Origin of the sequence: Stenotrophomonas sp. BIO128-Bstrain, from assembly GCF_030128875.1 — a bacterium.
Taxonomy (GTDB): domain Bacteria; phylum Pseudomonadota; class Gammaproteobacteria; order Xanthomonadales; family Xanthomonadaceae; genus Stenotrophomonas; species Stenotrophomonas bentonitica_A.
This window is the reverse complement of sequence record NZ_CP124620.1, coordinates 1,060,367-1,080,954: the sequence shown is the minus strand read 5'-3', so window position 1 is coordinate 1,080,954 and position 20,588 is coordinate 1,060,367. Positions and strand designations below refer to the sequence as shown.

The 20,588-nt window shown below is 65.9% G+C and carries 21 protein-coding genes and 1 tRNA gene; 8 read left to right on the top strand and 14 right to left on the bottom strand.

What is annotated here, in order from left to right; translation table 11 throughout:
- Nucleotides 1-187 precede the first annotated feature (187 nt).
- Together POS15_RS04845 and POS15_RS04840 are read right to left on the bottom strand one after the other, a co-directional pair.
- Entirely contained in the window at nt 188-868 is a 681-nt protein-coding gene (locus tag POS15_RS04845; RefSeq protein WP_284129093.1) for a hypothetical protein, read from the bottom strand.
- A 48-nt stretch (nt 869-916) separates the two neighbouring features.
- Nucleotides 917-1,873, bottom strand: a complete 957-nt coding sequence (locus tag POS15_RS04840; protein ID WP_284129092.1) for a hypothetical protein — start codon at nt 1,871-1,873, stop codon at nt 917-919.
- Between the two features lie 181 nt (nt 1,874-2,054).
- Here POS15_RS04840 and POS15_RS04835 point away from each other — a divergent pair, with 181 nt between their 5' ends.
- Nucleotides 2,055-2,441: a helix-turn-helix transcriptional regulator gene (locus tag POS15_RS04835; RefSeq protein ID WP_284129621.1), complete on the top strand. Its 387-nt coding sequence runs from the start codon at nt 2,055-2,057 to the stop codon at nt 2,439-2,441.
- An 84-nt stretch (nt 2,442-2,525) separates the two neighbouring features.
- On the opposite strand, the gene POS15_RS04830 is transcribed toward POS15_RS04835, so the two are convergent.
- From POS15_RS04830 to POS15_RS04815, 4 genes are all read right to left on the bottom strand, one after another.
- A complete protein-coding gene (locus tag POS15_RS04830; protein ID WP_284129620.1) occupies nt 2,526-3,032 on the bottom strand; it encodes a JAB domain-containing protein in 507 nt (168 codons plus the stop codon).
- A complete protein-coding gene (locus POS15_RS04825) occupies nt 3,032-3,988 on the bottom strand; it encodes a DUF932 domain-containing protein (RefSeq protein WP_284129091.1) in 957 nt (318 codons plus the stop codon). The genes POS15_RS04830 and POS15_RS04825 overlap by 1 nt, the downstream gene beginning before the upstream one ends.
- 1,019 nt (nt 3,989-5,007) lie before the next feature.
- Nucleotides 5,008-5,097: transfer RNA gene (locus POS15_RS04820), tRNA-Ser, on the bottom strand.
- Nucleotides 5,098-5,251: 154 nt separating this feature from the next.
- A complete protein-coding gene (locus tag POS15_RS04815) occupies nt 5,252-6,244 on the bottom strand; it encodes a LysR substrate-binding domain-containing protein (protein ID WP_019184298.1) in 993 nt (330 codons plus the stop codon).
- 126 nt (nt 6,245-6,370) lie between these two features.
- Between POS15_RS04815 and POS15_RS04810 the strand changes: the two genes are divergently transcribed.
- Nucleotides 6,371-6,952, top strand: a complete 582-nt coding sequence (locus POS15_RS04810) for an NAD(P)H-dependent oxidoreductase (protein ID WP_019184299.1) — start codon at nt 6,371-6,373, stop codon at nt 6,950-6,952.
- A 101-nt stretch (nt 6,953-7,053) separates the two neighbouring features.
- Here the strand turns inward: POS15_RS04810 and POS15_RS04805 are convergent, their stop codons facing one another.
- Nucleotides 7,054-7,707 carry a hypothetical protein gene (locus POS15_RS04805; RefSeq protein ID WP_284129090.1) on the bottom strand — a complete coding sequence of 218 codons (654 nt, stop codon included), beginning with the start codon at nt 7,705-7,707 and terminating at the stop codon, nt 7,054-7,056.
- A 320-nt stretch (nt 7,708-8,027) separates the two neighbouring features.
- Between POS15_RS04805 and POS15_RS04800 the strand changes: the two genes are divergently transcribed.
- Nucleotides 8,028-8,387 carry an SH3 domain-containing protein gene (locus POS15_RS04800; protein WP_046273367.1) on the top strand — a complete coding sequence of 120 codons (360 nt, stop codon included), beginning with the start codon at nt 8,028-8,030 and terminating at the stop codon, nt 8,385-8,387.
- A gap of 127 nt (nt 8,388-8,514) precedes the next feature.
- Here the strand turns inward: POS15_RS04800 and serS are convergent, their stop codons facing one another.
- Nucleotides 8,515-9,795: a serine--tRNA ligase gene (gene serS / locus POS15_RS04795; protein ID WP_284129089.1), complete on the bottom strand. Its 1,281-nt coding sequence runs from the start codon at nt 9,793-9,795 to the stop codon at nt 8,515-8,517.
- Nucleotides 9,796-9,907: 112 nt separating this feature from the next.
- Here serS and POS15_RS04790 point away from each other — a divergent pair, with 112 nt between their 5' ends.
- Nucleotides 9,908-10,543, top strand: a complete 636-nt coding sequence (locus tag POS15_RS04790) for an energy transducer TonB (RefSeq protein ID WP_019184303.1) — start codon at nt 9,908-9,910, stop codon at nt 10,541-10,543.
- Nucleotides 10,544-10,691: 148 nt separating this feature from the next.
- Nucleotides 10,692-11,270 (top strand): energy transducer TonB, encoded by a 579-nt coding sequence (locus POS15_RS04785; RefSeq protein WP_046273363.1) that lies wholly within the window; start codon nt 10,692-10,694, stop codon nt 11,268-11,270.
- A 161-nt stretch (nt 11,271-11,431) separates the two neighbouring features.
- Here the strand turns inward: POS15_RS04785 and aroA are convergent, their stop codons facing one another.
- From aroA to POS15_RS04765, 4 genes are all read right to left on the bottom strand, one after another.
- Nucleotides 11,432-12,745 (bottom strand): 3-phosphoshikimate 1-carboxyvinyltransferase, encoded by a 1,314-nt coding sequence (aroA, locus tag POS15_RS04780; RefSeq protein ID WP_284129088.1) that lies wholly within the window; start codon nt 12,743-12,745, stop codon nt 11,432-11,434.
- Nucleotides 12,746-12,862: 117 nt separating this feature from the next.
- The gene (pheA, locus tag POS15_RS04775) at nt 12,863-14,059 is read right to left on the bottom strand and encodes a prephenate dehydratase (protein ID WP_266085721.1); all 1,197 of its coding nucleotides are present in this window, start codon (nt 14,057-14,059) and stop codon (nt 12,863-12,865) included.
- Between the two features lie 51 nt (nt 14,060-14,110).
- On the bottom strand, nt 14,111-15,196 hold the full coding sequence (serC, locus tag POS15_RS04770; protein WP_019184307.1) for a 3-phosphoserine/phosphohydroxythreonine transaminase: 1,086 nt from the start codon (nt 15,194-15,196) through the stop codon (nt 14,111-14,113).
- A gap of 136 nt (nt 15,197-15,332) precedes the next feature.
- Nucleotides 15,333-16,133, bottom strand: a complete 801-nt coding sequence (locus POS15_RS04765) for an FHA domain-containing protein (protein ID WP_070425432.1) — start codon at nt 16,131-16,133, stop codon at nt 15,333-15,335.
- Nucleotides 16,134-16,254: 121 nt separating this feature from the next.
- Here POS15_RS04765 and POS15_RS04760 point away from each other — a divergent pair, with 121 nt between their 5' ends.
- The 3 genes from POS15_RS04760 to POS15_RS04750 all read left to right on the top strand — a co-directional run bounded on the left by POS15_RS04760 (nt 16,255) and on the right by POS15_RS04750 (nt 18,430).
- Nucleotides 16,255-16,530 carry a polyhydroxyalkanoic acid system family protein gene (locus POS15_RS04760; RefSeq protein ID WP_019184309.1) on the top strand — a complete coding sequence of 92 codons (276 nt, stop codon included), beginning with the start codon at nt 16,255-16,257 and terminating at the stop codon, nt 16,528-16,530.
- A 99-nt stretch (nt 16,531-16,629) separates the two neighbouring features.
- Nucleotides 16,630-17,124: a phasin family protein gene (locus POS15_RS04755; RefSeq protein ID WP_266085716.1), complete on the top strand. Its 495-nt coding sequence runs from the start codon at nt 16,630-16,632 to the stop codon at nt 17,122-17,124.
- A gap of 274 nt (nt 17,125-17,398) precedes the next feature.
- On the top strand, nt 17,399-18,430 hold the full coding sequence (locus POS15_RS04750; protein WP_046273355.1) for a restriction endonuclease: 1,032 nt from the start codon (nt 17,399-17,401) through the stop codon (nt 18,428-18,430).
- Nucleotides 18,431-18,433: 3 nt separating this feature from the next.
- On the opposite strand, the gene hutC is transcribed toward POS15_RS04750, so the two are convergent.
- Entirely contained in the window at nt 18,434-19,162 is a 729-nt protein-coding gene (gene hutC / locus POS15_RS04745) for a histidine utilization repressor (RefSeq protein ID WP_019184312.1), read from the bottom strand.
- A 27-nt stretch (nt 19,163-19,189) separates the two neighbouring features.
- A complete protein-coding gene (locus POS15_RS04740; RefSeq protein WP_046273354.1) occupies nt 19,190-20,566 on the bottom strand; it encodes a formimidoylglutamate deiminase in 1,377 nt (458 codons plus the stop codon).
- Between the last annotated feature and the right edge of the window lie 22 nt (nt 20,567-20,588).

The following is a 20,588-nucleotide window of genomic DNA, read 5'->3' as shown; positions in this document are numbered from 1 at the left end:
CCCGATCTTCATGTTGACCAGTTCATTGCAGGCCACCGTCAGCGATCCGCCGCGTGTGTGATCGTGGCTCTTATCTACAAGTGGACGGCCCGCCTTTCCGATCCCGCTTGTCCGCGGATGCGCGCATCAGTCACTCCCATGAAAAAGGGCCGCACGAGGCGGCCCTGGCATCAGACGCCAGAACGGGTCAGGGCTGCGCTTGCACCTGCAGCCACTTATTCCCATGGAGGACATACACGACGTCGTCTTCTATTGATGGGCAGCACGCCGAATCGTCCGGACCCAACGAAAGCAGCTTGAGATGTGCCGTGCTGTCCTTCAGTGAGAGGCTCTGGGCGCTACCGGAAAGCGTGGCGGTATCAGCCAGCTTCAACTGCCCGCCCGTACGCACGAAGGCGGCCAGATAGCCTACCGAGTCATTACCACCGCCAGCGCCTTCCAACGAATACAGGACGGCCACATCCGCTGCACCATCGCCGTCTAGATCACCCTTAACCGATTTGCGCGCGTCGGCGTACTCGCTTCCCCCATCCTGCGCGGCTCGTGCAGAGATAGCAGTATTGATCACTTCGGCATCCGATGTTGCGGCCATCCGAGTAGCCGCATCAAATGCCAACGCGGAAGCACTGACCATCGCCGATTCAGACATAGGTTCCGACCTGACCAAATTCGCAAATGCTTCGGGAGAGTCAGTGACTTCCGGCGTTCCGCACTCTACCTTCTCGGCCTCCTCCTGCGTGATGCCTGCCGGCGCATGACACCCGGCAAGATTGATTTCCCCAGCCTGCGTCAGTGTCGGCTCTTGCTTGCAGCCTGCTAGGGCCAGACCAACCACCAGAAGCAACCCCGTGGCGTTCAACCTCTTCATGCGTTCTCCTTTTCAATGTCCCAATATGGCTGGGAGGAATTGGCTCCGCTACTGTTGTGGCTTGCCCGATCCGTCACACACAAAGCAATCCGGATCAAGGCCCCTGGCGATCTTGTCGGCACGCCTCTGGGCTTCCTCTGCCTGCCTTTTAGCCTCCCGCTGTGAAGGCGAAAGCAGGCGGACTGCGCCATAGCGTGCTTCAGCCGCAGCGAGCAGTGCGCCCTGCTCCGGCGTCAGCACGAAGTCATCGTTTGAGGCGATGGAACGGTGGAGGTCCCACATCTGCTGTTCACTCATGTACTTCTTGCCATCCGGTTCGTAGAAGGAGTGCGAAACAACCTTTCCACCTTCGTACGTGATGCGCTCGGAGAGCGTGCCGTCTTCCTTCCGACGGCCCTCCCAGACGCCGATCGGAATGCTGTTGGCGTACTGCCCCTTCGACCTGATCTGCCCGTTCAGATGGTAGCCAATTAGCTCGCCATTGAAGACGTTGTCCACGACATCCGCCTCGAGGGAAAGTTGCTCTGGGTTCTCCACGAAGTAGATCCTGACCCGACCACTCACCTTGCCCTTCGCCATCGGCAGGACAACCACCTTGGCACCAGCTGCATTGTGGAAAACAGTCTCCCCTTCCAGTCCCCCACCACTGAGCTGCCCCTCGTAGGCCACGGCCTGTGAATCGCGGTATCGGCACACGAAGTGGTCCGCGAGAAGCCCTTCCTTGACGTCGACGTCGCACAGATACTGCATACCACTCAATAGTGTCGATATGCTTGCCGGCTGAAAGGTATTGAGGTTGCCTAGCACTGTTGTGAGTGCCCCAAGTTGTTGCTCCAATTTGCCGTGGGGCACATTCGTCACCAAGCCATCGAACGGCTCGTTAGAGCCAGCTTCGTAGATCGTCCCGTTGCTCAGGTCGGCATTGCGCCAATCCAGAACTGGCTTGCTGCATGCAGATAGAAACAACGCCACCCCTAGGGCAGTCCATCGATTGATGCCTTTCATGAATCTCCTTTTTGTTCGCAGGTTTCGTTGATATCGATGCGCCGCCCAAGCGAGACATCGGCAGTTGATTTACGTACCCTCTATCTGGCAAATAGAGTCTGCCACACCAATAGAGGTTTCGTCATGATTCGGGCCACCCCCGCCTTTCGGTTGCCCTGTGCCCGATTCCTCGCCACGCGCCTTGTTCGCCGCCCGCCTGCTCCAGGCGCGGCAACTGCGTGGTCTGAGTCAGCGCGCGCTAGGGGATCGCATGGGCTTGGGTAAGGAAAAGGGCTCCTCGCGGATCAACCGCTACGAGCACCAAGTCACCGCGATCGGCTTCGACAACCTGGGCCTGCTGGCGCAGCTGTTGGACGTGCCCGCGGCCTACCTATTGGCCGACGATGCGGCGATGGCCGATGCGATCCTTGCTTTGGCCCACGCCGACGACACCCAGCGGGATGCCTTGGCCTCGCTGATCCCCGCACTGGTCGAGGACCCTGCCCTGCTTGCTAAGGTGGTGGAACTGCTGCAATTGGCGCAGGGGCGACAAGCCAAAGGACTAAGAGCGCAGACCGACAGAGACTGATCCGCACGTACGGTGCGATGCGTCCACGGCGATCTGCCCGGCCCGTGTGGGCCGGGCGCTATGCTCATCCATCGTTTCGACCAGTTAAACCCATCCACTATCCGCATCGATACCGATTCGGCGGCTGACCACGAAATGGTCGAACGACCGGATATCCATAAGAGTCAAAGCCGCCTTCAGTCGCACCGCGAGCGCACGGTCCGCTGCAGGGGATTCGGTGTTGCCACTGGGATGATGGTGGGCCAGCAAGACGGCCGAAGCGTTCAACGCTAGAGCCCGTCGAACCACGACGCATGGATGAACTTCCGCCCCATTCACCCTGCCGGAGAACAGTCGCTCCACTGCGATGAGCTGGTTCCGGGTGTTAAAGAAGGCGGATTCGAAATGCTCCCGCTCCTCGCTGCCTAACCGCAGTCGGAAGAACGCACCGCAAGTGGCCACCTCGCTCAGGAATGGTCCCGGTCCACGGACTCTCTGCTTGAGGATCCGTAGCGCCCGGCCGATGGTCCGGTCCTCACGTGCCCGGACAGCCCCAACGCAAGGTGCCGCCCGGGTACCAGTAGTTGCATGAGAGGGTGACCGGGCCTGCATCAGGCCACCAGCTTCATCACTTCGTCCCAAGCCCGCTGTTTGATCTGGGCCCCCGGTCCGAACCAAGCCGCTTCCCGACGATGGTCTTCCGTCCGCGCGCGGCGATGGTGGTCGATGAACTCGGTCACGCTGTTAAGCAGGCCCCAGGCCGTACCGCGGCTGGAGGCCATCAGAGCGCCACGACCGCCGCCCTCGTAAAGCGAGCGTACGCTGGCCATCGCCTGTTCGTTTACCACCGTAGCCTTTCCGTCCAGCCGACTGTAGGTCAGCACCCTACGCAGCAGCCCATCCGCCGAGTCCGGATCCACTGGACGTTCCACCAACGCCTTCACCCGGGCCACGAAACCGTCCCACGATGAAACGGTGACGCCCAGCTGACGCTTCACCGCATCCGGGTCGAAGTGGCTACGGTGTGGCACCTTGATGGCCCCGCTAGCATTGCCCAGCGCGATGGACAGGGTGTTGTTGCAGACCACCCGGACCGAGGTGAACTGCGCCGTGGTCGCCAGTGTGCCGTCACAGGCCGTGGCCAGCAGCAGGTAGCCATCCACCTTGTCGCGGCCCTTCAGCGTCGTGCTCTGGCCGGTGCGGGCCAGCGCCCAGAACTTGCGGCCCTCGCGCAGCACCCCGGCGCTCTCAAGCTCGAACCCGGCGTTGGCAGTCAGATCCCTGTAAAACTCCAGGATTTGGCCCGGCTGCACCACTTGGAAGCGCTTGGAGACCACCGACAGCGGCTTGCGGGTGTCGGAGCGGTACAGCACCTTCTGCTCAGGGTACGAATGGATAGCGCCAGTGGCATCGTTGCCAGCGACATAGCGCACTTCCGCCTCCTCGATCTTCCAGTCCATGCCGGCTTGGCACTTCCAGGTATCAATGGGCTGCTGCGGTGCCAGCCGGCTCCCCAAGCCATGCCACGGCCTCTCGCCGGCGTACGCCATCGTTTCAACCAAATGCATCTCGTGCTCCTCGTTCATTGGCGGCACAAACGCATAAGGCCCGAGCAATGCTCGGGCCTTATGGGAGGTACCAAGTTGATTGGAAATCAGTCGAACGGCTCGACCATGCAGGAACATCTGCTGCAAACCGCGCTAGCCGTGCTCTTAATGATCCCCGCCAGAACAGCGGTGGCCACCGCCATAATGCAGTGGACCAACTCTACCCTGCTCCTCATCCTTCTCCGCTCCTGAAAATAGGCTCCTGCGGCAGCGTCATGCCCGAAGCCAGTTCCTACCAGCTTCGAGGGGGTAGTATGTGTTTGAAATCTTGTTCAATCCTTGTGAAGCCGGCTCATTTCACTCCCCAGCTCGTTTGTAGCCGGCGCCGGGGCGAACGCCGAGGCTGGCCAGACTTGGCACCGTCAGCCAATTGGGCAGCGTGCTGAATGGAACATCTAGGTCCCTCATAGCGTCAGGGCTGTTGGACTCTGCCACCGTGCCCGTCAGCCTCGAAGGACCGCAGGCGGCTGGCTGTGGCTCTGCGAAGGACAAGTAGTCCTCTCTAAGCAACATGCGTTCGGCAACGACACCTGCCGAAGAGCGATCGACCAAGGATGGCGCCTGGCCCCTTGGAATCACGCCAACCACCTCTACCGGTTCGGCGGGTCTAGCAACCACCAGACTCTAGCCCCTTGTCATCGCCTCGATCTTCGACATCTGCATCCTTGGTAGCCCACCGAGCTGTAGAGAGTACCGCCGGCACTCTACAGGGATGGAAAGCGACCCGATAAGGGAAACCCAGCAGTCGACACAAACTCAAAGAGGTCCGGGTCACCGCAGACAAGCGGCCATGCTCCAGCACACCCAAATTAGGAGGGCTGCCCAAGTGTCGGCACAGGACCTTCCTTACTCAGACTAGATATCCGTGGCCGTCCTTTAGCATCCAAAGCAAGCCAGCCTGCCGTGGCATACCAGATGGCACACCAGCGAGGCCAGAAATGAAAAAAGCCCCTAAAAAACAGGAGCTTAGTTCATACGTCTGGCGGAGAGAGTGGGATTCGAACCCACGGAAGGAATGACCCTTCGCCGGTTTTCAAGACCGGTGCCTTAAACCGCTCGGCCATCTCTCCGTATCGGCAGCGCTTCCGCGCCCCGCGTGCCCAGGTCATTGCAACCCAAGCAACCGGCCAGGGCAGCGCCCCGTCCGGCATGGCTCCCCGGCATGGGCCGGGGGTCGCATTCTCGCATTTCAGGTGGGATTTGCCCACCCGCCGGCTGTCGGGCTCAGCCCGCATCCACCGCCAGGGCACCCAGCGCACTCGCCTTGATCTTCTCCTTGGCCCGCTCGCACGCGCCACCGCAATCCAGGCGCGAAGCCTCCAGCTGCGGCGGCAGGTGCTCGGCCAGGAAGTCGATGAACACGCGCACCGCCGGCAGCAGGCCGCGGCGGGAGGCGAAGACGGCATGGCAGATACCCTGCGGCAGCGACCAGTCCGGCAGCACCACTTCCAGTTCGCCGTTGCGCACGGCGTCGGCGCAGACGGTTTCCGGCAGCATGGTGATGCCAAAACCGTCCTTGACCATGCTCTGCAGCAGCGGGAAATCGAAACCAGCCACGCGCGGCTGCAGGTCCACGCGGCGGACCGCGCCTTCCGGGCCGTGCAGTTCCCAGCGTTGGCGGGCTTCGTCTTCGCTGATGCTCAGGGTGACGTGGTTGGTCAGCTCGTCCGGGTCTTTCGGGCGGCCGGCGCGATCCAGGTACTTGGGGCTGGCGACCAGCAGTTCCTGGACCTGGCCGAAGCTGCGCATCACCAGGCTGCCATCGTCATCCAGGCGCGAGCGCACGCGCAGGGCGACGTCGTAGCCTTCGTTGATGATGTCCACGCGGCGGTTGCTGATGTTCAGCTGCAGCCGCACTTTGGGGTACTGCGCCAGGAAGATCGGCAGCAGCTTGGGCAGCTGCATCTGCGCGAGCGAGACCGGCACGCTGGCGCGCACCAGGCCGCGCGGCTCGGCGCTGAGGCGGTCCACCACCTCTCGCGCAGCCTGGGCCTCGGCGAGCATGGTCTGCGCGTGGCGATGCACGCTGGTGCCGACGTCGGTCACCGCGAAGCGGCGCGTGGAGCGCTGCAGCAGGCGGACGCCCAGATCAGTTTCCAGCTGGCTGATACGGCGACTCAGGCGGGATTTGGGGATGCCGAGCGCGCGTTCTGCTGCGGCGAAGCCACCATGATCCACCACCATGGCGAAGTAGTAGAGGTCGTTGAGGTCTTGCATACCGAAGTTCCAGATATAGAACAATACGTGGTATTCAACCACCTTTATTCCAAACAGGCAACAACCTAACCTGATCTCCGTCGGCGGCGCCTTGCCCCGCCCCTCCCCAGATAACAGGTGATTGCCATGAAGCTTCTTCACATCGACGCCAGCGTACTTGGCGACAACTCGGTTTCCCGCCAGCTCTCCGCCGCCGTGGTCCAGCAGTGGCGCGACCAGGTGCCGGGTCTGGACGTGAGCTACCGCGACCTCGATGCTCAGCCGGTCCCGCACCTGCGCAGCTCGTCCCTGGCCCAGTCCGATCCGGCCGAAGTGGCTGACGCCGAGCAGGTGCTGGCGCAGTTCCTGGCCGCCGACGTGGTGGTCATCGGCTCCCCAATGTACAACTTCAGCGTCGCCTCCACCCTCAAGGCGTGGATCGACCGCCTGGCCGTGGCTGGGCGCACCTTCAAGTACACCGAGAATGGCCCGGTGGGCCTGGCCGGCGGCAAGCGCGTGATCGTGGCCAGCAGCCGCGGCGGCCTGCACACCGGTGCCCCGACCGACTTCCAGGACCCCTACCTGCGCCAGGTCTTCGCCTTCTTCGGCATCGACAACGTTGAGTTCGTGCGGGCCGAGGGCATCGCCTACTCGCCGCAGCACCGCACCGATGCGATTGCCCAGGCCCTGGCCGCGCTGCCGCAGCCGGAAGAACTCGCCGCAGCCTGAGCCGCGCAGGACCCACGCCGTTCCCTCCCCCTCGTCGTGACGGTGTGGGTGTGGCAGAGATGGCCCCTCCCGGGGCCATCTTTTTTGGACGCGGCTCGGCCTTACTGCAGTTCGCAGTCGCGCGTCATCGGTGATCCCAGGATCATGCCGTTGCCCGTGCAGGCCGCGAGCACAGTGTCGCCTTTGCCGAGCGCGCCGGCCTCTTCCCTGGAGAGACCGGAGATCATCACCTGGTCGACGCTTCCGGCCTTCAGCTGCACCTGCGGCTTATCCATCAGATCCGTCTGGATGCTGGCAACTTCGCCGGTGATCAGCAGCCGCTTGCCTTTGTAGAGGACGTCGGCGGCGACCTCATTGGCCTCGTAGTCCCGATGGAGCTGGCGTGCCGTGATTTCGACAGGCGCGACAGGCGCGATGGTGATGTCCTGCTGGCGGCCCTTGCCCGCGTTGGCCTGGGCATCGAGGGCCGGCTGACCGATCGCGCTGACGGTGCCGGCGAACACCACGACGCCCACGAGGTAGACCAGCGGGGAGGCGACGAGGGACAGCAGGAGCTGGGCGATGCCTTTGCCGGCGCCGCCCTTGGCCACCGCCACGACGGCCAGGATGAAGGCGACCATATTGAGCGGCCAGCCGAGGAACATCCCGAGACCCGGGAACGGGATCAGGAAGCACAGCCAGGCAATGCCCAGCATCAGCCATGCAGCGATGCCGGCGGGATTGGAGGATGGGAGGGGTGCGGCCGCTGTGTTCACGGGGCGTCCTGTGGAAGTAGATGTCGGTGCCCAGCCTGTTCGCTGTGTGCCGGAGAAAATGGGCATCGATCACACCACCACGTGCGGGCCGTATGGGTCGCCTACCGGATGCTCATCCGCGAAGCCCCGTGCCTGCCGTCTCTGCGGCCCTCCACGCCGAGTGCCACCCACTCGGCTACCAACCTCCCCTACATTTCATCGCGGCGTTTTCTGACCTGCTTCTCTTCCTCACTTGAAGCCGCATTGCTGACGCAATCAACGCTGCAGCGTCGCGGCAATGGCCGCTAAGCTGGGGGCTCTTTACACATGGCTGATTCCGCATGGATTACCGCGTCATCCAGACCCACCGCAGCGAGTTCCCCCACCCGATCACCCTGCAGCCCGGCGATCCGCTGCAGGTCGGTGAGCGCTACCAGGGGCCCGAAGGCTGGGACAACTGGTATCTGTGCCAGACGCCGGGACAGGCCGCCGGCTGGGTACCGGCGCAGGTGATCGGCCGCAACGCGCAGGGCGATGCGGTGGCGGCCGAGGCTTACTGCGCGCGCGAACTGGACGTGGATGTGGGTCAACACGTGCGCGGTGAGCGCGAGCTCAACAGCTGGGTGTGGTGCGAGCTGGTTGGCGGCACCACGTCCGGCTGGGTGCCGTTGGGCGTGCTGGCGCCGATGACGGACGGGTAGAGCCACCCCATGGGTGGCTGCAGGTGATGCATGACCAGTACGGAAGCCACCCATGGGGTGGCTCTACCGAAGCACCAACAAAAAACCCGCCTTGCGGCGGGTTTTTTCCATGCGTCACGGCGCTGGATCAGCCGATGACATCCAGCCCGCCCATGTAGGGCTTGAGCACGTCCGGCACGGTGATGCTGCCGTCGGCGTTCTGGTAGTTCTCCATCACCGCGATCATCGCGCGGCCGACCGCCACGCCCGAACCGTTGAGCGTGTGCAGCAGTTCGGGCTTGCTGGTTTCCGGGTTGCGCCAGCGGGCCTGCATGCGTCGCGCCTGGAAATCACCACAGTTGGAGCACGAAGAGATTTCGCGGTAGGTGTCCTGCGAGGGCAGCCACACTTCCAGGTCGTAGGTCTTGATGGCGGCAAAGCCCATGTCGCCGGTGCACAGCAGCACCTTGCGGTAAGGCAGGCCCAGCTTTTCCAGCACGACTTCGGCACAGCGGGTCATGCGCTGGTGCTCTTCATCGCTCTGCGCCGGGGTACAGGCGGCGACCAGTTCCACCTTCTCGAACTGGTGCTGGCGGATCATGCCGCGCACGTCGCGGCCGCCGCTGCCGGCTTCGGCGCGGAAGCACAGCGAATGGGCGGTCATGCGCAGCGGCAGCTGCTCGGCGTCGATGATTTCATCGCGCACGATGTTGGTCAGCGGCACTTCCGAGGTCGGGATCAGGTAGCGGGTGGACTCGCCTACGGCAGTCTTGAACAGGTCGTCCTCGAACTTCGGCAGCTGGCTGGTCCCACGCAGCGACTCGGCGTTGACCAGGGTCGGGACGTTGGTCTCTTCATAGCCGTGCTCACCGGTATGCAGGTCGAGCATGAACTGCGCCAGGGCGCGGTGCAGGCGCGCGATCGGGCCACGCAGCACGGTGAAGCGCGAGCCGGACAATTTGGCCGCGGTCTCGCCATCCAGCCTGCGGTTGCGGGCGCCCAGCTCGACATGATCAAGCACCGGGAAATCGAACGCGCGCGGAGTACCCCAGCGCTTCTGCTCGACATTCTCCGATTCATCCTTGCCCGCCGGCACATCCTCGGCCGGCAGGTTCGGGATGCCCAGCGCGATGGCTTCGATCTTCTCGCGCAGCACATCCAGGGCCAGTTCCGAGGCTTTCAGTTCATCGGCGAACGCGGCCACCTCGGCCATGATCGCCGAGACGTCTTCGCCCTTGGCCTTGGCCTGGCCGATGGCCTTGGAACGGCTGTTGCGCAGGCTCTGCAGCTCCTGGGTACGCACCTGGATCCGCTTGCGATCGGCTTCCAGCGACTCCAGCCCGGAGACATCCAGCTCGAAACCGCGCGAGGAGCGCAGGCGTTCGGCAAGGTCGGCGGGCTGTTGGCGGAGCAGGGCTGGATCGAGCATGGCGGCAGAGGGGTCTACGGATTCGGAGGGGGATTATCGCCTGTTATGCGTTTTTCTGCCGCCGGTTCATCCCGGGCGTGGCAGAATCGCGGTGATCCATACGGTATGCCCCATGTCTGCTTCCCGCTCGACTTCTGGCAAGAACATCACTTTCCAGCTGCCCCGCCGCAGCCTCAAGATCGCCGCGATCGCCTTCGGTGCGGGCGTGCTGCTGTTCCTGGTGGTGTGGCTGAGCAGCCGCAAGGACGGCTTCTACAAGGCCGACCCCGCCGCGCAGACCCCTGCCCAGGTGGCCGAGGTCGAGCCCCTGCCCGAGCCACTGGCCGCTGCGGCCGGCTCCAGCGACATGCCCGACGCCAAGGCGCCGCCGGCCAATGAAGAAAAGCCGCAGCTGGTGGAGACCGCCCCGCCGCCGCCGCCGGCTGCGCCCGCCGCACCTGCCGCGCCCGCTGCGCCTGTGGCGATGGCACCGAGCGACCGCCCGCAGCCGATTGCCGACCAGTCGCCGCCGCCCAGCTACCCGCCAGCCGCACTGCGCCGGGGTGACCGCGGCACGGTTGTGGTCCGTGTGGATGTGGATGCCACCGGCTATCCCTCGGCCGTGACCTTGATCCAGCGCAGCGGTTCACGCGACCTTGATCGCGCCGCCTCCGATGCAGTGCGCCGCTGGCGCTTCCAGCCGGCGCAGAGCAATGGTGTGCCGGTGCCTGGAAGCCTGGAAGTACCGTTCGACTTCACTCCGCAGTGATTCATCACCGCATCACGCGGTGATTTTGCAACGGCTCAGCAAACTGAACCTTGATGGCAATGCAGTCGCGGCGTTGACGGTGCGCTGACACATCCGCAACCGGGTACGCGCAAGACTGCGGGTGTCACATCGACACCAGGAGTCAGCCATGAGTGTTACCCATGCCCCGGACATGCCCCGCTCGCCGCAGCATCAGCGCGACGTGATCGATGAGCCCCACAATCGCCGTACGTCACCCTGGTTGTGGGTGGCGTTGATCGTGGCGATGTTCGCCGCTGCGCTGGTGTGGCTGCGATATGCCACCCCGGGCGATACCAACGACGCGCCGGTCGGCCAGCGCATGCTGCCCGCCACCGAGACCGCACCGGTAGCGACGACGCCGGCCCCGGCGGCGCGCCAAGCGGCTCCGGCTACCGAGCAGCGCAAGGTGACCCCGGCCGTGCGCAATCGTGAGGCCCGCCCGCTGGCGAGCAATGCCAAGCCGGCCTATCCGCGTACGGCGCTGCGCAGCGGCGTGCAGGGGAGTGTTGTGGCCAGCCTCAACGTGGATACCCGCGGCCAGGTGACCGACGCCAACATCGTGCAGCGCAGTGGTACGCGTGATCGCGATCTGGACCGTGCGGTGCTGACCACCGTGCGCGACTGGAAGTTCGAGCCGGCCATGCATAACGGCCGCGCCGTCGCCAGCGTGGTGCGCGTTCCGGTGGATTTCCGCACCGAGCGCTAACCTGATGCACTGAGGCGGAAACGAAAAGGGAGGCCAATGGCCTCCCTTTTTTTGTTCCGTGAAGTACCGCGACGATGCCAGGTCAAGGTAGTGCCGGGTGCTGCCCGGCAACCACGCATACCCGACGTCTGGACGCAGCAGCGGCAGAACCCGGCATTATCTCAGCCGGCGCGAAGCCCGAAACCTGCGCCGGTCGCCAGACCATCGAAATCCGGGAACGAGGTCGCTACGTTGGCGATGTCATTGACCCGCACCTCGCCCGTGCTGAGCTGGCCGGCAATGGCGAAGGCCATCGCGATGCGGTGATCGCCATGGCTTTCGATGGTGCCGCTGCCCAGCGCCGCGCCGCCATGGATCGTCGCGCCGTCCTCAGTCTCGTCCACCTGCACGCCCAGCGTGCGCAGGCCGGTCGCCATCGCGGCCAGGCGGTCCGATTCCTTGACCCGCAGCTCGGCCGCGCCACGCACCACGGTGTTGCCCTGCGCGGCGGCCGCGGCGACGAACAACGCCGGGAACTCATCGATCATGTCCGGCACCAGCGCTTCGGGAATCTCGGCGCCGTGCAGGGGCGCGTAACGCACCACCAGATCGGCCACCGCTTCCCCACCCTGCTCGGCGTGGTTCTCTTCGGTGATGTCCGCGCCCATCAGGCGCAGCGCGGCCAGCAGACCGGTGCGGCGCGGGTTGAGGCCGACCGCGCGCAGGCGCAGTTCGGAGCCCGGGATGACGCTGGCGGCCACGAGGAAGAACGCCGCCGAGGAGAAATCGGCCGGCACCACGATATCGGTCGGGCGCAGGCGCTGGCCACCGCGCAGGCGGGCCTTGCCCGGCGAGAACTCGATATCCACGCCGAACGCGCGCAGCATGCGTTCGCTGTAGTCGCGGGTCGGGTGCGGCTCGATGACCGAGGTTTCGCCCTCGGCATACAGCCCGGCCAGCAGCACGGCGGATTTGACCTGCGCACTGGCGACCGGCGAGGCGAACGCGATACCGCGCAGCGTCTGCCCGCCCTGCACGCGCAGTGGCGGCGTGCCATTGGCCTCGGTCTCGATCTTCGCGCCCATCTCGCCCAGCGGGCCGGTCACGCGGCGCATCGGGCGGCGCGACAGCGATTCATCGCCGACCATCACCGAATCGAACGGCTGCGCGGCCAGCAGCCCGGCCAGCAGACGCATGCCGGTGCCGGCGTTGCCGCAATCCAGCGGGGCGCTCGGCGCCTGCAGGCCATCCACCCCCACGCCATGCACGATGCGCTGCGACGGCGACGGGGTGTCGATGCGCACGCCCATCTGCGAAAAGATCGCGGCCGTGGCGCGGGTGTCTTCGCCTTCCAGGAAGCCATCGATGCGCGACACGCCATCGGCCAGCGCGGCGAACATCACCGAACGGTGCGAGACGGACTTGTCGCCGGGAATGGTCAGGCTGCCCTGCAGGGGCTGGCCCTTGTGGGCGATCCAGTACGGAGATGCGGTCATCGGAAATCCTATGGGGCGGGGCCGCCGCAGCGGCGATGCAACGGTGTGCGGAAGGGCCGCAGTGCCCATGCGGGCGCCGGGCCGGGCGTAGCGCGCAGCGCGGCTACGCCGTTCGGATCAGGGCACGGCAACCGGATAGGAGCCGAGGATCTTGATCTGCGCCGAGTGGGCTTTCAGTTCGGCCAGGGCCGCCTGCATCGCCTCGTCGTCAACGTGGCCAGCCAGGTCGATGAAGAAGCCGTACTCCCACTTGGCGTTGTGCGAGGGACGCGACTCGATCCGGTTCATGCTGATGCCATGCCGCGCGAACGGGCTGAGCACATCGAACAGCGCGCCGGGCTTGTCGTGGATGAACACCAGCACCGAGGTGCGGTCGTGGCCGGAGGTCGGGAAGATGTTGCGGCCGATCACCAGGAAGCGCGTGGTGTTGTCCGCATCGTTCTGGATCGGCTTGGTCACCACCTTCTTCAGGCCGTACACATGCCCGGCACTCTCGCCGCCGATCGCCGCGGCGTCATCGGCATTGCGGGCGCGGCGCGCACCTTCGGCATTGCTGGATACCGGGATCTTCTCGGCCTTGGGCAGGTTGGCGCGCAGCCACGAGGAGGTCTGCATGAACGACTGCGGGTGGCCGTAGACGCGCTCGACATCTTCCAGCCGGCCGCTGCGCGACATCAGGTACTGCTGCACGCGCAGTTCCACTTCGCCACAGATCTTCAGGTTGGAGGTCAGGAACATGTCCAGCGTGATCTGGATCGTGCCCTGCCCGGAGTTTTCCACCGGCACCACGCCGAAATCGGCATTGCCCGCTTCCACTTCCTGGAAGACTTCCTCGATGCTGGCCAGCGGCAGGCCCAGCGCCGAGCGGCCGAAATGCTTGAGCACCGCCTGCTGGCTGAAGGTGCCTTCCGGACCGAGGTAGCCGATCTTCAGCGGCTCCTGCTGGGCCAGGCAGGCCGACATGATTTCGCGGTAAACATGCACCAGCACTTCATCGCTGAGCGGGCCCTCGTTGCGGTCCACCACCATGCGCAGTACCTGGGCTTCGCGCTCGGGGCGGTAGTAATCCACGGCGGCGGCGAGCTTGCCCTTGGCCTTGCCGACCTGGTGGGCGAAGTTGGCGCGCTCGGCGATCAGTGCCTGGATGCTGCGGTCGATATGGTCGATCTTGGCGCGCACGTCCGACAGCACGGGCGCGGCAACGGCCGGCGCGGTATCACGCTTGGCGGCCTTGGCCTTCTTCGCGGGGGCAGCAGCCTTGGGCGTGGTCGGCGCCGGCTTGGCGGCCTTGGGCTTGGCGGGTTTGGTGGCCATCTGGGTTCCAATTGCGGTGGGGCGGCAGGCGCCCCGGGAAAAACGAATGCGTCAGCCGTTGCGCTGCTGGAAATCGCGCATGAAGGCGGCCAGCGCCTGCGCGCCCTCCACCGGCATGGCGTTGTACAGCGAGGCACGGATGCCGCCGACCGCCTTGTGCCCCTTCAGCGCCAGCAGGCCGGCGGCTTTGGATTCACTGACGAAACGGGCATTGAGCGTGTCGTCGGGCAGGAAAAACGGGATGTTCATGCGCGAGCGCGCGGCCGGCACCACGTTGTTGCGGTAGAAGCCGCCGGACTGGTCGATCGCCTCGTACACCAGGCCCGACTTGACCGCGTTGCGACGCGCGAATTCTTCCACGCCACCTTCGGCCAGCATCCACTGGAACACCAGGCCGGCCAGGTACCAGTTCCAGGTCGGCGGGGTGTTGAGCATGGAATCGCGGGCGACATGCGAGCGGTAATCGAAAATGTCCGCGCGCGGCTGGCCGCTGCGCTCGAGCAGGTCGCGGCGCACGATCACGACCGATACGCCGACCGGGCCGAGATTCTTCTGCGCCCCGGCGTAGATCAGGCCGTACCGGCTGACATCCAGCGGTTCGCTGGCGATCGACGAGCTGAAATCGGCGAACAGCGGCACCGTGCCCACGTCGGGGGTGTCACGGAACTCGACGCCGTGGATGGTTTCGTTGGCGGTGATGTGCACGTACGCGGCATCGTCGGAGAGCTGCCAGCTGGCGCGTGCCGGGATGTCGTGGAAGCCGTTGGCCTCGCTGCTGGCAGCCACGTTGACCGAAACATACGGGCTGACCTGCTTGATCGCGGTCTTGCCCCAGTGCCCGGTGAGCACGTAATCCACGGTCTGGCCGGGCTGGGCGAAGTTGAGCGCGAGCAGGGCCTGCTGGGTGGTCGCGCCGCCGGCCAGGAACATCACCGCGTAGTCGTCCGGAATGCCGATCAGGCGGCGCAGATCGGCCTCGGCCTGGGCGGCGACGGCCATGAACTCCGGGCCGCGGTGACTCATTTCGACAATGGAGGCGCCCGCGCCGTTCCACTCCAACATCTCTTCCTGCGCCTGGCGCAGGACCGATTCCGGCAGGGTTGCAGGGCCGGCACTGAAATTGAACGCGCGCGTCATGTCACACCTATGGGGCAAGACCCCTAGTATGCCGCAGTGCACCAGCCTTTAGGCCTTGCAGGACAAGGCGAATTTGGTTGCAAACGAATCTAATGGCCCACGCCAGGTGTGCCTGGTTGCCGGCCAGCGGCCGGCACTACCTCGCCCCGAACCAGAGCAGGCCGCTGATCGCTGCCGCGAGCAGCAGCGCACTGACCAGCAGCCACGGCCAGCGGCTCACCCGCTTGGGCACGGCCACCGGTTCCGGGCGCTGGCGCGCTTCGAAGCCGTCGTCTTCTTCCTCGACCACGATGCGCTTGCGGCCGTCATGCGGCACCTCGAGCACGAAGCGGTGCTGGGCATCGAAGACCAGCTGGTCACCGGGCTGCAGCCAGCAGTGGCGAACGGTGACGCCATTGACCCGGGTCGACTCACCGGCGCCCAGGTCGCGCAGCAACAGGCGCTCGCCGTGCTGCTCAAGGCGGGCGTGCTGCTCGGCGAAGGCGGGGTCGTCGATGACGATGTCCGCCTCCGGCCCGCGCCCGATCACGCGCGGGCGATCCAGGGTGAAGCTGCGCCCGTGGTGCTGGCCGCCGACGCCACGCAACAGACGCTGGTCATCGCCACCGTCATCGCTGCGCGGCGGTGCGTGCGCAACGGCCTCGCAGTCGCCCTGCACCACCATCTCTACCCCATCGGCGTAAACGGCGTCGCCCGCGCGCAGCAGCGCCATCCGCCGCACCGGGCGGCCGTTGACGTGGATGCCGCGGATGCCGCTGGCGACCTGCAGCCACAAGCCGCGGTCGTCCAGGCAGAACTGGGCCAGCAACAAGGTGCCGGGAGTGTCATCGCCAAGCCGGACAGTGCCCGAAGCATGACGCACGATGCGCTGCACCCCGGGCCGCAGCGGCTGGTCGGGGTGTTGGCGTTGAGTAAAGTGGACTAGCAGGTTCTGCACGCGGCGCAGCCTAGCAGGTTGAATGTCAGGGAAGAAGAAGTGTGACGCAGACCTTGGAGTTGTGCCTGAGGATGCGCACAATGCACGCCCGAATCCGCGCCGTTGTCCGCCAGGAGACTGTATGTCCACCATCGATATCCGTCACGCCCACTCCCTGCCCGCCGAAAACGCGCGCAAGGCCATCGAAGAAGTCGCCGCCAAACTGTCCGAGCGTTTCGGCCTGCAGTCCAGCTGGGTGGGCGACGTGCTGAACTTCAGCGGCTCCGGCGTGGATGGCGCGATCGCGCTGCAGCCCGGCCAGGTGCAGGTCACCGCCAAGCTCGGCTTCCTGCTCTCGGCCATGAAAAGCATGGTGGAAAGCGAGATCCAGCGCGTGCTGCAGGAAAAGCTCGGCTGAACCGACACCCGGCCCGGCGCTGCACAGGCGCCGGCCATCACATCGCTTGAAGCCGGCGATGCATACGATCCAAGGGTGTCCACCCACAGGGATCGCCCCATGAATTCACCCAACGACTTCGACGATCGCATCCCCGGCGAGAAGCCCTCGCTGCAGGATCAGGCCGAGCGCTTCTCGCGCAAGCTGACCGATTCGGCCCAGCAGATCTGGCTGGCGGGGCTTGGCGCCTTCGGGCGCGCACAGGCCGAAGGCAGCCGGGTCTTCGACAACCTGGTCAAGGAAGGCGAGAACATCGAGGCCCGCAACCGTGAGCAGGCCGGCGATACGCCGCGCTGGCGCGACAATGTCGAGGAACACCTCGGCGAGGCCCGTGAAAAGGCCAGCGGCACCTGGGACAAGGTCGAGAAGGCCTTCGATGACCGGGTCCAGGGCGTGCTCAAGCGCCTGCACATCCCGACCGCCGAGGACGTGGCCGCGCTCAATGCCCGGATCGATGCGCTCAACACCCGGGTCAACCGCGCCGAGGCCCGCAATGCCTCCCCGTCGGCCGATCCGTCGCCGGGGACGCACCAGTCGCCGACCTCCGACGCCTGACTGAACTGATCCGACCTCGTTTGTTGCAAAGCAGCACGACTTTGTTGACAATCGAAATCGACCCGCCAATCGCTTCCACCGCCGTTTGTTCCCTCCCCTCACGGCTTTGGATTGGCGGGTTTTTTGTGGGCGCTCGATCGCCACACCGCCACAAAGTGAGACGGCCGTCACCGACGTGATCGCCCGATGCCCATGCGTGCGGCAACGACGCGCCGCTGACGTGCAAAGGCGCATATAAACTGTCTATCGCACTTCCCTGTTCATATCCCCCTGCATGCTCTCCTGGATTCTGGCCCTGCTGTTGGCCCTCATCGCCTGGTTTCTGGCCACGGCCTACTTCTGGCTGATCAAACGGAAGCGCAAGGAGACCCAGCTTGGCCTGAATGCCCTGGCCGGCATGCACTGGCGGGAATTTTCCCTGATCGTCCGGCGTGCGATGCACGAGCAGCGTGGCCTGCAGGACGTGCCCGATGAGGCCGTGGACAGCCGCCAACCCCGCAGCGATTTCCTCATGCACGACGGCCCGCAGCGCTGGCTGCTCTCCTGCAAGCACGGGCGCGCTTACCGGATCGGCACGGCGGCGGTGAATGAGCTGGGCGCCGCCGCGCGCCTGGCCGGTGCCCGCGGCGGGATCCTGATCACCGAAGGCAAGGTCGAGCGCGATGGCCGCATCGCCGCTGAAAAGCAGAATGTCGAGGTTCTGGACGGCCCGCTGCTGTGGCCGCTGCTGCAGCCGTATCTGCCCGGCGACATGGAGTCCCGCGTACAGGCCGGTGCGCGTCGCGAGGCGATTCGCCGGATTTCGATCGCGGCGCTGGGCGCGGCGACTCTGGGCTTGATGGTCGGGCTGGGCTCGCTGACCGCGGGACTGGAAAGGCAATGGGCCGACGACGAGTCCGCCACGACCGAACCTGCCGCCACGACGCCCGCCACAGCGGCCCCGGTGCCGGCCGACACCGCCCCCACCGCCGCACCGGCACCATCCGCGGCAGCGCGCGAGGGCCCTCCAGCCCCGGCGACTGACGCGGCCCCCGCTGCGATGGAGGCCAACCCCGACAACGCCACGCTGGACCGCTATCAGCACGAACTGTCACGCAACGTGGCCACCCGCCCCGGCGTGGCCAGCGGCATCTGGCTGACGCGGCAGACGCTGGCGATCAACCGCACCGGCGAGATCGATGCCATCTGGCCGCTGATCTGCGAGGAAGTGACCCGCTACCCGGCGCTGCGCACCGTGCGCATCCAGCTCAACCCGCGCCCCGGCGTGGATGAGCCGGTCCGCTGGCGGCAATGCACCACGCTGTAACAGTCAGCGCGCGCCCGGCGAGAACCGGGCGACGAGGTCGTAGGCATCGCCCAGGAACATCTGCCGCACGCAGGTGATCGGCTGCTCGCCGCGCCAGGTGAGGCGGTCGATGACCAGGCATGCCGTGCCGGGTTTGACCTGCAACAGCGTAGCGGCCGCGTCATCGGCGCCCCACGCGCTGATCCGGTGCTGGGCGCGCGTCCACGACACGTTCTGCAGCAGCCAGCTGCCGGGCGCCGTCGTCTCGAAATCCACCTCCAGCACCTCCGGCACGCCGACCGGACTGATCAGGCGATGCTCCAGTGCCAGCGGCCGGCCATCGGCCAGGTGCAGGCAGCGGATCGCCAGCAGTTTTTCGCCGCCGGCCAGGGCGGTTTCCTCCGCGACCTGCTCGCGTGGGCGACGGTAGGCGCGCTCCAGCAGCTGGTAGCCATACACATGCCCGCGCGCTTCCACCGCCATCGCGATATCGGGGATCTCCAGCGCCACCTGTTCCAGGTGCGGCGGCTGCCGGGCGACGAACGAGCCCGCACGGCGGCGGCGCTCGATCATGCCGCTCTCGGCCAGCGCGGTCAGCACCTTGTTCACGGTCATCCGCGAGCAGCCGTACTGCTCCATCAGCTCGTGTTCGTAAGGGATGCGGAAGCCAGGCTCCCACTGTCCACTGAGGATGCGGCTTTCCAGATCGGCGCGGATGCGCTGATTGAGGGTTGCTGCTTTCTTGCCCGTCACTCTGGATTCCTGCATGGGAGGGTCGGATCAGACCCTCAACAACGGTCGAAGTGCCGCGGCGAACCGTGCGGCCACCGCCTCGCGTTGCGGGTGGCGACCGTCACGGACCAACTGGCGCCCCTGGCGCCATACCGATCGCACGGCGCCATTACGTGCGGCGAACACCCAGCTGTCAAGCAAGGCATCGCCGTCGCGGGCGATCAGCGCCGGGTGATCGGGATCGAGCTCGACCAGGTCGGCAGGTGCGCCGACCTGCAGCCCGCTGGTCACGCCCAGCGCCTGCGCAGCACCGTTCAACGACTGTTCGTACAGCCAGCGGCCGGTGGACTGACCATCGCCCGGGGCCAGCACGTTGCGCCCACGCAGGTGCAGGCGCTGGCCGTACTCGAGCAGGCGCAGTTCTTCGGCGGCGTCGATCAGGACGTTGGAGTCGGAACCGACACCGAACCGACCACCGGCGCGCGCGAACGCCTGCATCGGGAACAGGCCGTCGCCCAGGTTCGCCTCGGTGATCGGGCACAGCCCGGCCACCGCGTGGCTGGCCACGATCTGCTGCAGCTCCGCCCCGGTGATGTGGGTGGCGTGCACCAGGCACCAGCGTGCGTCCACCGGCGCGTGTTCGTACAGCCATTGCACGGGGCGCATCCCGCTCCAGGCCACGCAGGCATCGACCTCGCGGGTCTGTTCGGCGATGTGGATGTGGACCGGGCCGGTGTTGAGTGGCAGCAGCGCCGACAGTTCCTCGCCGGTCACCGCGCGCAGGCTGTGCGGGGCGAAACCGAGCACCGCATCGTCCTGGCCTTGCAGCGCGCGCGTGCAGCCCTGCAGCAGCTCGGCAAAACCATCCACATCGTGGATCAGCCGGCGCTGGGCCGGGTTCGGCGCGGCGCCACCGAAATCGGCATGTGCGTAGAACACCGGCAGCAGGGTCAGGCCGATCCCGCTGGACCGGGCGGCAGCGGCGATGCGCTCGGCCATTTCGGCACGGTTGGCGTAAGGCGCACCGTCCGGCCCGTGATGCAGATAGTGGAACTCGCCAACCCGGGTGAACCCGGATTCCAGCATCTCCACATAGGCCTGCTCGGCGATCGCCTGCATGGCCTCGGGCTGCAGATGCGCCAGGAAGCGGTACATCAGCTCGCGCCAGCTCCAGAAGCTGTCGCCGCTGTTGCCGCCGATCTCGGTCAGCCCGGCCATGCCGCGCTGGAAGGCGTGGCTGTGCAGGTTGCCCAGGCCCGGCAGCACGATAGCCAACGCGGCATCGCCCGGCTCGGCCGGCACCCCCGGGGTCACCTCGACCAGCATGCCGCCCTGGCTGGCGATGCGCACATCGCGCGCCCAGCCCTGCGGCAGCAGCGCGTGGGCGGCGTGGAAACGAAGGATCGGTGCGGGGTTGGCTGGCATCACTGGACATCCCGGAAGAGGC

Bases quoted from the DNA above. Each gene is read 5' to 3' on its own strand.
- POS15_RS04830 (WP_284129620.1), bottom strand. From the start codon at position 3,032: ATGCAGGCCCGGTCACCCTCTCATGCAACTACTGGTACCCGGGCGGCA.
- pheA (WP_266085721.1), bottom strand. From the start codon at position 14,059: ATGGCCACCAAACCCGCCAAGCCCAAGGCCGCCAAGCCGGCGCCGACC.
- POS15_RS04840 (WP_284129092.1), bottom strand. From the start codon at position 1,873: ATGAAAGGCATCAATCGATGGACTGCCCTAGGGGTGGCGTTGTTTCTA.
- POS15_RS04785 (WP_046273363.1), top strand. From the start codon at position 10,692: ATGAGTGTTACCCATGCCCCGGACATGCCCCGCTCGCCGCAGCATCAG.
- POS15_RS04845 (WP_284129093.1), bottom strand. From the start codon at position 868: ATGAAGAGGTTGAACGCCACGGGGTTGCTTCTGGTGGTTGGTCTGGCC.
- POS15_RS04790 (WP_019184303.1), top strand. From the start codon at position 9,908: ATGTCTGCTTCCCGCTCGACTTCTGGCAAGAACATCACTTTCCAGCTG.
- POS15_RS04815 (WP_019184298.1), bottom strand. From the start codon at position 6,244: ATGCAAGACCTCAACGACCTCTACTACTTCGCCATGGTGGTGGATCAT.
- POS15_RS04760 (WP_019184309.1), top strand. From the start codon at position 16,255: ATGTCCACCATCGATATCCGTCACGCCCACTCCCTGCCCGCCGAAAAC.
- POS15_RS04750 (WP_046273355.1), top strand. From the start codon at position 17,399: ATGCTCTCCTGGATTCTGGCCCTGCTGTTGGCCCTCATCGCCTGGTTT.
- POS15_RS04825 (WP_284129091.1), bottom strand. From the start codon at position 3,988: ATGCATTTGGTTGAAACGATGGCGTACGCCGGCGAGAGGCCGTGGCAT.
- serC (WP_019184307.1), bottom strand. From the start codon at position 15,196: ATGACGCGCGCGTTCAATTTCAGTGCCGGCCCTGCAACCCTGCCGGAA.
- POS15_RS04810 (WP_019184299.1), top strand. From the start codon at position 6,371: ATGAAGCTTCTTCACATCGACGCCAGCGTACTTGGCGACAACTCGGTT.
- aroA (WP_284129088.1), bottom strand. From the start codon at position 12,745: ATGACCGCATCTCCGTACTGGATCGCCCACAAGGGCCAGCCCCTGCAG.
- POS15_RS04755 (WP_266085716.1), top strand. From the start codon at position 16,630: ATGAATTCACCCAACGACTTCGACGATCGCATCCCCGGCGAGAAGCCC.
- POS15_RS04740 (WP_046273354.1), bottom strand. From the start codon at position 20,566: ATGCCAGCCAACCCCGCACCGATCCTTCGTTTCCACGCCGCCCACGCG.
- serS (WP_284129089.1), bottom strand. From the start codon at position 9,795: ATGCTCGATCCAGCCCTGCTCCGCCAACAGCCCGCCGACCTTGCCGAA.
- POS15_RS04800 (WP_046273367.1), top strand. From the start codon at position 8,028: ATGGATTACCGCGTCATCCAGACCCACCGCAGCGAGTTCCCCCACCCG.